This window comes from Sphingobacterium shayense (assembly GCF_013179575.1).
In the GTDB taxonomy this organism is placed as follows: domain Bacteria; phylum Bacteroidota; class Bacteroidia; order Sphingobacteriales; family Sphingobacteriaceae; genus Sphingobacterium; species Sphingobacterium shayense.
In genome coordinates this window covers 1-9,485 of the sequence record NZ_JABMCQ010000164.1, presented here as the reverse complement: position 1 = coordinate 9,485, position 9,485 = coordinate 1, and the positions used below count along the sequence as shown (strand labels likewise).

Below are 9,485 nucleotides of genomic sequence, written 5' to 3'. Positions count from 1 at the left end.
TTGAGTTCGGAAAACAGTTTTTCTACAAAGCAGATTTCAATCTTACATTCGACACCCATCCACAACCCTCATTCAACAAAGATTTCACGCTTCTTATTCATAATTTTAAAGAAAATGTAAGTCGCGGTATAAACAATCTTATTTTTTCCGACTCACCGAAACAAATTGAACGCATTTACAGCATCCTCGAGGACATAGATAAGTCCGTAACCTTCACGCCGATTCATCGAGCTCTTCGCGAAGGCTTCCGCGACGACTCCTTAAAATACGCTTGTTATACCGATCATCAAATATTTGATAGATACTACAAATATAAACGCAAGAAAGGCTACGAACGTTCTCAGGCTATTACACTGAAAGATCTGCGCGAGCTAAAACCTGGTGACTACATCACGCATATTGACCATGGTGTCGGTAAGTATGCAGGCCTTGAAAAAGTAGAAGTAAACGGTAAAACACAAGAGATGATCCGGTTAGTCTATGCTGACAACGATTTACTTTATGTAAATATCAACTCTCTAAATCGCATATCGAAATATTCAGGCAAAGAGGGGGCTTTACCCAAAATGAATAAGCTAGGCACCGACACATGGGAAAAGCTCAAACGCACGACAAAGAAGAAAGTTAAAGATATTGCTAGGGACCTCATCAAATTATATGCTAAACGCAAAGCACAAACCGGAAACGCTTTTAGTCCAGATAGTTACCTCCAAAATGAGCTAGAAGCTTCGTTCATCTATGAGGATACGCCAGATCAAGAGAAGGCTACAAATGATGTTAAACGCGATATGGAATCGCCTCATCCAATGGACCGATTAGTATGTGGTGACGTTGGCTTTGGCAAAACAGAGGTAGCAATCCGAGCAGCATTTAAGGCTGTGGCCGATAGCAAGCAAGTTGCTGTCCTTGTACCTACTACAATCTTGGCATTGCAGCACTTTCGTACTTTCAGCGAGCGTCTTAAGGGCTTACCTGCTAATATTGACTATATAAATCGCTTTAAATCAACTAAACAGATTAAAGATACGTTAAAGAAACTTGAAGAGGGAAAAGTTGATATCATTATCGGGACACATCGCTTGGTCAGTAAAGATGTTAAATTTAAAGATCTCGGATTGATGATTATCGATGAAGAACAAAAATTCGGTGTATCAGTAAAAGAAAAACTCAAACTAATGCGGGCGAATGTTGATTCCTTAACCTTGACAGCTACACCCATCCCTCGTACCTTACATTTTTCGTTAATGGGGGCCCGTGATTTAAGTATAATCTCCACTCCGCCGCCGAACAGGCAACCTGTACAAACCGAGCTTCATGTTTTCAATGAAACATTAATACAAGAAGCCGTCTCTTTTGAAATTGAACGCGGAGGTCAAATATTTTTCATTCATAACAGAGTTGCAGATTTAAAGCAATTAGGCGGTATGATCCAGAAGCTCGTCCCTAATGCTCGCATAGGAATTGCTCATGGACAACTTGAAGGTGATGATTTAGAAGATGTTATGCTAAAGTTCATAAATCATGAGTTCGACGTACTTATCGCGACAACAATTATTGAAGCTGGCTTGGATATACCAAACGCGAATACCATCATTATTAATCACGCACATATGTTTGGTTTAAGTGATCTACACCAAATGCGCGGCCGCGTCGGTCGATCCAACAAAAAGGCGTTTTGTTATCTTTTGAGTCCACCTCTATCTACCTTGACGAATGAAGCGTATAAAAGACTATCAGCACTAGAAGAATTTTCCGAACTGGGGTCAGGATTCAATGTAGCAATGCGGGACCTTGATATTCGTGGATCTGGTAATCTTCTAGGGGCGGAGCAATCTGGTTTCATCGCTGAAATAGGTTTTGAAATGTATAATAAAATTCTTGACGAAGCTGTACAAGAACTTAAGGATGATGAATTCGGCGAACTATTCGCCGAAGATTCAAACCGAAAATATGTAAACTTTACTCAAATTGATACCGATTTAGAAGTGATGATACCCGATGAGTATGTTACAAATATCGGAGAACGTTATAACCTTTACAATGAGATCGCTAAGCTCGAAAACGAGACACAACTAACTGAATTTGAAAGAGAACTTCAGGATCGATTCGGCCCTATACCAGAACCCGTATATGAATTATTTAGCACTTTACGGTTACAATGGTACGGCAAGCAGATTGGCTTTGAGAAAATCTCTTACAAGAAAAATATGCTTAGAGGTTATTTTATAAATAATCCAAAATCAAGCTACTTCGAATCTGAACAATTTGGTAAAGTATTAGCGTTTGCTCAACAGCATCCATCAATTTCGAATTTGAAAGAAGTGAAAGGCCAACTTCGATTAGCTTTAAGTAATATCGGCAGTATACGTTATGCACTTACGCTACTGCAGGAAATGGTTTAATCAAGATCCGCCCCTCAATATCCATTAAATTAGTAGATTTTTATTTAGCTTTGGAAAACAGATATAAATTATGGCAAAACTTGAAACCTTATTGATTCACGAAGGTGAAGAATTTAACACTACAAAGTCCGTTGTTAGTCCAATATATCAAACCTCGACTTATTTTGTCAGCGAGAATATAGCGGAATTCGCTCAATCAACGTCCACAGTTAAATATCCAGAGTTCTATCATCGTCATGGTAATCCGACAAGTAGCCAAGCCGCCGCCGTCCTTGCGAAACTTGAGAAAACTGAAGACGCTTTGATCCTGTCTACTGGAATGGCCGCAATTAGTACGGCCATTCTCGCTGTAGTAAAGGCGGGAGACCACATTGTCGCACAGCACACACATTACGCTGCAGCGGGAACCTTTCTAAGGGATTTTCTTAGCGAATACGGAGTCGAAGTTACACCGGTGGATCAGATCGACAACGTAGCGTTTGAGAACGCTATTAGAGCGAATACGAAGCTTATATACATAGAAACACCATCCAACCCTAATTTAGAGATCACTGATCTAGAATTCATAGGAAATCTAGGTAAGACAAAAGGAATTATTACAATGATTGACAATACGTTCGCCTCACCGATTAATCAAGTTCCATCGGAATACGGCATCGACGTAATTGTCCATAGCGCGACTAAATACCTAGGAGGTCATAGCGATTTAACAGCTGGAGCAGTTTGCGGCAGTAAAGAATTGATTGCGAAAGTATGGAAACGTTCTCTACTGCTAGGCGCATCATTGAGCCCTTTTGATTCATGGCTATTACTCCGTGGTCTGAAAACCTTAGCGTTAAGGGTACGGCAGATAAATGACAACGCGCTCGCACTCGCAAAATGGCTAGAAAAACAACCCAAGATTAAAAAAGTCGGTTATGTCGGACTCGAAGACCACCCACAACATAAACTTGCTAGAAGACAAATGAAAGGTTTTACGGGGATGCTTGTAATTGAAGTTGGCGGATCGGACGCTTTTAAACACGCACAAACAATTCTCAATAGCCTTAACATATTTGCCAACGCAGTAAGTTTAGGAGGTGTTGAATCCTTAATAGCGCATCCAGCCAGTATGTGGAGTTCGAGCCATACTGAGGAGCAAAAGAAAAAATCGGGGATCACCGACGGTACTTTACGCATCTCAGTTGGAATCGAACACATCGACGATTTAATAGCAGATTTCACCCAAGCACTTGCAAAAATCTAGCACTAAATGCATCAAAAAATCCTTTACTTTTACGACCCATCATAAATGTAAAGGATTTTTCGAGTTGTATACTTGAAAACAGATTAGCATAAAACATGCGCAAAAAGCATGTTGTCACCATATTTTCTAATAACGGTGGTTGTTAAAGTAATGATGTTCCATCCGAAGCAACCACTTTAATGGCGGTGAGATCAAGATTGAACTTATTTTTATAAATTGGAGATATCCGTTCAATAAGCAAGTTTACAAACGATCGTTTCACAAGGTTGATTGTACATCCGCCGAAGCCTCCCCCCATCATGCGTGATCCTAATACCTCAGGAAATTGCTTAACATATTCCACAAGGAAATCCAACTCCGTACAGCTAACTTCGTACTCTTCACTAAGGCCCTTATGCGCGTTAAACATTTGCTGTCCTAACATTTCAATATCGCCTTCCTCTAATGCATTGCATGCAATGTTCAAGCGTTCATTTTCCTGAACTACAAAGCGGCATTTAACGTAAATATCTTCATCAACTGGCCTTACATACTCCTCAAGCATCGCTACGCTAATATCACGAAGACTGTTTACTTCCGGATATCGCGTTTTCACTAAGGCAACTCCTTGTTCACATGATGATCGACGATCGTTGTAAGCACTGGAAGCAAGTGAATGCTTTACATTGGTATTTAACAACAAGATAGCATAGTCCCCTAGGTTCAGTGGTTTGTAGCTAAACGAAAGGTCTCGACAATCAATCTTGAGCACGTGATTCGCCTTACTCATCACAGAAGCAAATTGATCCATTATGCCGCAGTTCACTCCCGCAAATGTATGTTCCGCCAATTGACCAATCTTGGCAATTTCTACACGTTCGATCTGTAAGTCAAACAACACATTTAATGCGAATCCGGTCGCACATTCCAATGCTGCCGAAGACGACAATCCTGCGCCTAGTGGAACGTCACCATCTACGTATAAATTAAATCCGCCAACGGAAAACCCTCGTTCCAACAGCTGATTAACCACGCCTAAAATATAATTAGGCCATCCGTTTTCAACCGGACTTATATCATCCAAGGATATCTGAAAAAACTCCTGAAAATCTTCTGCGTACAGTCTAATGATATTATCATCTCGTTTTGAAAGAGCTACATAAATGGCCTTGTCAATTGCTGTTGGCAGTACAAAACCTTCATTATAATCGGTATGTTCTCCAATAATATTAATCCGACCTGGAGATCGCACGACATGTGCTGCTGGTATGTCAAATAATGTAGCGAAACGTTCTTCTAACTGTTGCTTAGCAATCATTGCTTATTTTTGTTTATAATGAATAGTTGACTGTTCTCTCAGCGTGTTAGCCGCCTGTTCTGGCGTTATATCACGTTGAGGTGTCGCGAGCATCTCGTAACCGACCATGAATTTTTTTACGGTCGCCGACCTCAGAAGCGGTGGGTAAAAATGCATATGCCAATGCCACTCTGGTTGATCACCGGAGTTCACTGGAGCTTGGTGCATTCCTGCCGAATAGGGGAAAGAGGTTTTAAAAATATTATCGTATCGAACCGTAAGTTCTTGTAGTGTGCGCGCCAGATCTTCCTTCTCCGATTCGGAAAACTCGAGAATACTCTGTACAGGACGCTTGCTAATAATCATCGTCTCGTATGGCCATGCCGCCCAAAAGGGAACGACAGCAACAAAATGTTCATTGTCAACGATAATACGTTCATTTTTTTTTAGTTCCAAAGCGAGGTAATCTTGAAGCAACGTACGGCCATTCTTCTCGTAATATTCTCGTTGCTGTATAGTCTCCTTTTCAACCTCAACCGGGATCGAGCTTTGTGCCCATATTTGACCGTGAGGATGAGGATTACTACACCCCATAATAGCTCCTTTATTCTCAAAAATCTGAATATATTTAATCCAGTTTTGGCTTGAAAGTTCCTCGAATTCCTTTTGCCAAAGGTCCGTTACCGCTTTTATTTCGCTGAGACTCATTTGGGGTAGAGTAAGGTCATGTCTAGGTGAAAACGAGATAACCTTACAAATTCCTTTTTCTGACTCAGCGAGTAGTAGACCTTCTTCCTCATAACTCTCCTGCGGTGTATCTTTCAACAAGGCCGAGAAATCATTTACAAAAACAAAACTATCTCCATAGTCGGGATTCTTGGTGCCGTCTGCACGGGTATTACCTGGGCATAAATAGCATTTTGAGTCATATTGAGGTCTATCGTCGGACGATATATCTTCTATCTGTCCTTGCCAAGGCCGTTTACTGCGATGAGGTGAAACTAATATATATTCACCCGTTAACAGGTTCTTTCTTTTATGTGGTTGTTCTGAGAAATCTAACATTTGATATTTTTTTAAATATCCATTTTTTTAAAATTAAAAACAAAAAAAGCCTATAAATTTATAGACTTCTCAGATATCGTTTAAGCGCAAACTAACCGACAATAGGCTTTTCTCCTTTAATGAGTTCAAATATGGTAATTTCTGGCAATATTCCGACTCGCCCAGGATATCCGAGGAAACCATAGCCAACATTTACGTACAACTGTTGCTCCTTTTCTTGATAAAGACCGGCCCATTCATTATAAACATACTTCGCAGGGCTCCATTGAAATTGTTCTCCACGCACGCCAAACTGCATTCCATGCGTGTGGCCAGCGAACATCACATCCACATCTGTATCAAGAACTTGCGCGCGCCAGTGTGAGGGATCATGAGATAACAATAGTTTCACTGGAACTTCTTCGGTCCCTTTAAGCGCTTTTGCTAGATCTCCTTTTTTAGGAAACCTTCCTGTACCCCAATTTTCAACACCGACAACGGAAATTTTCTCACCATTAACTACTAAATCTCGATTTTCATCGAGCAGTAAATCCCAGCCCATCACGTTGTGTGTTTGATGTACGTCCATCAAGTTTTTACGCTTCGCCGCTGAATCTTCACGTCCGTAATAATAATCACCGTAATCGTGGTTACCAAGCACAGAGTAAACACCGAGATCCGCCTTTAGTTTTGAAAAAATATCCTGATAATCACGCATCTCCGAAGCTACATTATTAACCAAATCTCCCGTAAAAAATATAGTATCAGCCTTCTCTGCCAATAGCATTTCTACTCCGCCAAGAACGGCTTTTCTATTATAAAACGAGCCGGAGTGAACATCGGAAATCTGAGCAATACGCATTCCGTGAAAAGATCCAGGCAGATTCGGTAGATATAATTTTTGCCGACGGATTTGGTAATCGTATCCGCCAGAAATCATTCCCCATGAAAGCGGAAAAATAGGCAATGAAGCCACAAGAATTCCCGATTTCGTAAGAAACTCAGAACGACTGATCCCGTTTCGTTCCTTTTCAGGAAGTGGCTCTGTCAATTCCTCGACGCGTTCTGGTATACTTTCTCCTTTTCGTGGTGAAAAGAGTCGCGCTATCCATACACCTCCTCTACGCAAGTCATCCATCAATAAGATTAGGATAAACAAAAACTTACTGACTGCGGTCATGAAGAAAGCAACCAGTATAATAGATCGGTACATCAATGGAATATTAAACTTTGCGGAGATAAATACTCCTATTAACAACCCAATTGAATAGCCCCACCATAAAAACGAAAACCATTTCTTTTTTACAACTTTAATCTTCGTTGCTCGGAGCGCAAAAAAGATATAAACGTCAAAAACAAAAAGTAGTATAGCGTTAAAAAAAAGCATATAATTCTATTTAATTTAGTGCGAATCGCTTCAACACATCGATCCATTCGGGATCATCATTTAAACTTTCAACCATCGTCACCTGTTCCCCGCCCAGCGCTTTGAATTCATCTGCATATTCCACTTGGATCTCGTCCAGCGTCTCTATACAATCGGCAACAAACGCGGGACTAAACACTAGGAGCTTTTTCACGCCCTTTTTAGCAAGTTCGTGCAGCGTATCGGACGTATATGGTTGGATCCAAGGAGTCTTACCTAGGCGAGACTGAAAACATACACTGTAGCGTTCTTCCGAAAGACCAAGCTTTGCAGCAATCGCTCTTGAAGTCGAATAGCATTGAGATAAATAGCAAAAGCTATTTTTTTCAGCTTTACATCTCTCACAACCACTGTCAGGACAGTTAAGCTCACCGGTGGGGTCAACCTTACCTAATTGACGTACAGGTAAGCCATGGTAGCTGAATAGGATATGATCAAAGTCATCTATATTATATTTCGAGGCGTGTTTAGCATAAACGCCGCACATCTGTTCGTCATCACAGTAGTTACTAATGAACGAAAGCTCCGGAAAGTATTGCCATTTCCGCATAAGCTCCATCACTCTATCAATAATCGATCCGGTTGTTGCAGACGCATACTGCGGGAAAAGAGGAATGACACGAAGAGACTCAAGCATCATGCCTTCAAGCTTTTTGAGTGCCGATTCAATCGATGGATTTTGATAACGCATTGCTAATTCCACGTGATACTCCTCGCCGAGAGAATTTTGCAACAAATCCCGCTGCAATTCGCTATAATACATTAATGGAGAACCGGTTGTTGCATCCCAGATTGTTTTATAGGTTGCAGCCGATCGGGGTGCGCGTTTTGGGACAATTACACCTTTTACTAAAAATGTTCGCCCGAGATACGAAATATCCATTACCCGGGGATCCATAAGAAATTCTGTTAAATACCTACGAACATCCGGTGTAGTTGGGGTATCAGGAGTACCTAATTGAACTAAAAGCACTCCTTTTTTTGCACGCTTATTCATTAAGACAAAAATAGTTATAAATTATAGGAAGAAGGTGTTCGTTATAGAAAATGAGAATATGATGACGCTTAAAACCGCTCCAAAGCTTGTTTCACATCTTTCATTAACCACATTGGAGTTGAGGTCGCGCCGCATATGCCGATCGTATCTCCACTACTAAATATCGACGGATCCAACTCATTAGGGCCCGAAATGAAAAAACTATTTTCATTCGCCGATTTACATACATCAAAAAGTACCTTCCCATTCGAGGATTTCTTCCCAGAAACGAAAATGATTTTGTCGTACTGACGGGCGAAGTCTCCTAAGTCTTCGTAACGATTCGATACTTGCCTACAAATTGTATCGTTTGCCTTAACTTCGTAGCCTCTTTTTAACAATTCGTCTTTTATAGCGTAAAATTTGTCTACGCTTTTTGTCGTCTGGCTATATAATGTAAATGAAGGCGGTAAATCCACGTCGTCGAGTTCCGAAATATCTTGAAAAACCAACGCTTGATTATTTGTCTGCCCCTGGAGACCGATAACTTCAGCATGGCCATGCTTACCGAAAATCAAAATCTTTTCCTGGGAATCAAACGACGTTTTTATTCTATTTTGTAGCTTCAGGACTACTGGACAAGAAGCATCTATGAGCGTTATATCATTTTCAAGCGCCACCTTATAGGTTTCTGGAGCTTCTCCATGAGCACGAATTAAAACTTTTTCATTTTTGAGATCTTTCAGGTTTTCATGCGCAATGATACGCAGGCCCTTGTCTTTTAAACGCGCTACCTCTTCGTCATTATGCACTATATCACCTAAACAATACAGATATCCATCTTCTTCTAGGATTTCTTCTGCCATATCGATAGCGTATACGACTCCAAAGCAAAAGCCCGAATCCTTATCTATAGTTACTTGAAGATCTTTAGCCATATCACAAAGTTACGCATTCAAGGGTAATTTACCATCAAATTGTCTACAACTTTAATCCCCCAGTAAATATGAATTTACTAACTTTGCAAAAAAAAATCACAACGATGGCAACAAACAGAACATTTACCATGATTAAGCCCGATGCCGTAGCAAATGGCCATATCGGTGCTATTTTAA

Annotated in this window: 7 protein-coding genes and 1 pseudogene; 3 read left to right on the top strand and 5 right to left on the bottom strand. The window is 40.6% G+C overall.

Going from position 1 to position 9,485, the window contains the following annotated elements; translation table 11 throughout:
* Both mfd and HP439_RS15640 read left to right on the top strand, forming a co-directional pair.
* Nucleotides 1-2,402: transcription-repair coupling factor (gene mfd / locus HP439_RS15645; protein WP_172391275.1), on the top strand; the 2,402-nt coding region annotated here is incomplete at its 5' end.
* Nucleotides 2,403-2,472: 70 nt separating this feature from the next.
* Complete coding sequence (locus tag HP439_RS15640; protein WP_172391274.1) at nucleotides 2,473-3,648, top strand: trans-sulfuration enzyme family protein; 1,176 nt, start codon at nucleotides 2,473-2,475, stop codon at nucleotides 3,646-3,648.
* A 142-nt stretch (nucleotides 3,649-3,790) separates the two neighbouring features.
* On the opposite strand, the gene HP439_RS15635 is transcribed toward HP439_RS15640, so the two are convergent.
* From HP439_RS15635 to HP439_RS15615, 5 genes are all read right to left on the bottom strand, one after another.
* The gene (locus tag HP439_RS15635) at nucleotides 3,791-4,945 is read right to left on the bottom strand and encodes a galactokinase (RefSeq protein ID WP_172391273.1); all 1,155 of its coding nucleotides are present in this window, start codon (nucleotides 4,943-4,945) and stop codon (nucleotides 3,791-3,793) included.
* Between the two features lie 3 nt (nucleotides 4,946-4,948).
* On the bottom strand, nucleotides 4,949-5,989 hold the full coding sequence (locus HP439_RS15630) for a UDP-glucose--hexose-1-phosphate uridylyltransferase (protein ID WP_172391272.1): 1,041 nt from the start codon (nucleotides 5,987-5,989) through the stop codon (nucleotides 4,949-4,951).
* Nucleotides 5,990-6,080: 91 nt separating this feature from the next.
* Complete coding sequence (locus HP439_RS15625) at nucleotides 6,081-7,355, bottom strand: metallophosphoesterase (protein WP_172391271.1); 1,275 nt, start codon at nucleotides 7,353-7,355, stop codon at nucleotides 6,081-6,083.
* Between the two features lie 10 nt (nucleotides 7,356-7,365).
* Complete coding sequence (gene hemH / locus HP439_RS15620; RefSeq protein WP_172391270.1) at nucleotides 7,366-8,391, bottom strand: ferrochelatase; 1,026 nt, start codon at nucleotides 8,389-8,391, stop codon at nucleotides 7,366-7,368.
* 68 nt (nucleotides 8,392-8,459) lie between these two features.
* Nucleotides 8,460-9,308 carry a 4-hydroxy-3-methylbut-2-enyl diphosphate reductase gene (locus HP439_RS15615; protein ID WP_172391269.1) on the bottom strand — a complete coding sequence of 283 codons (849 nt, stop codon included), beginning with the start codon at nucleotides 9,306-9,308 and terminating at the stop codon, nucleotides 8,460-8,462.
* Between the two features lie 104 nt (nucleotides 9,309-9,412).
* Here HP439_RS15615 and HP439_RS19565 point away from each other — a divergent pair.
* Nucleotides 9,413-9,485: pseudogene (locus tag HP439_RS19565) on the top strand (nucleoside-diphosphate kinase); the annotation flags it as partial.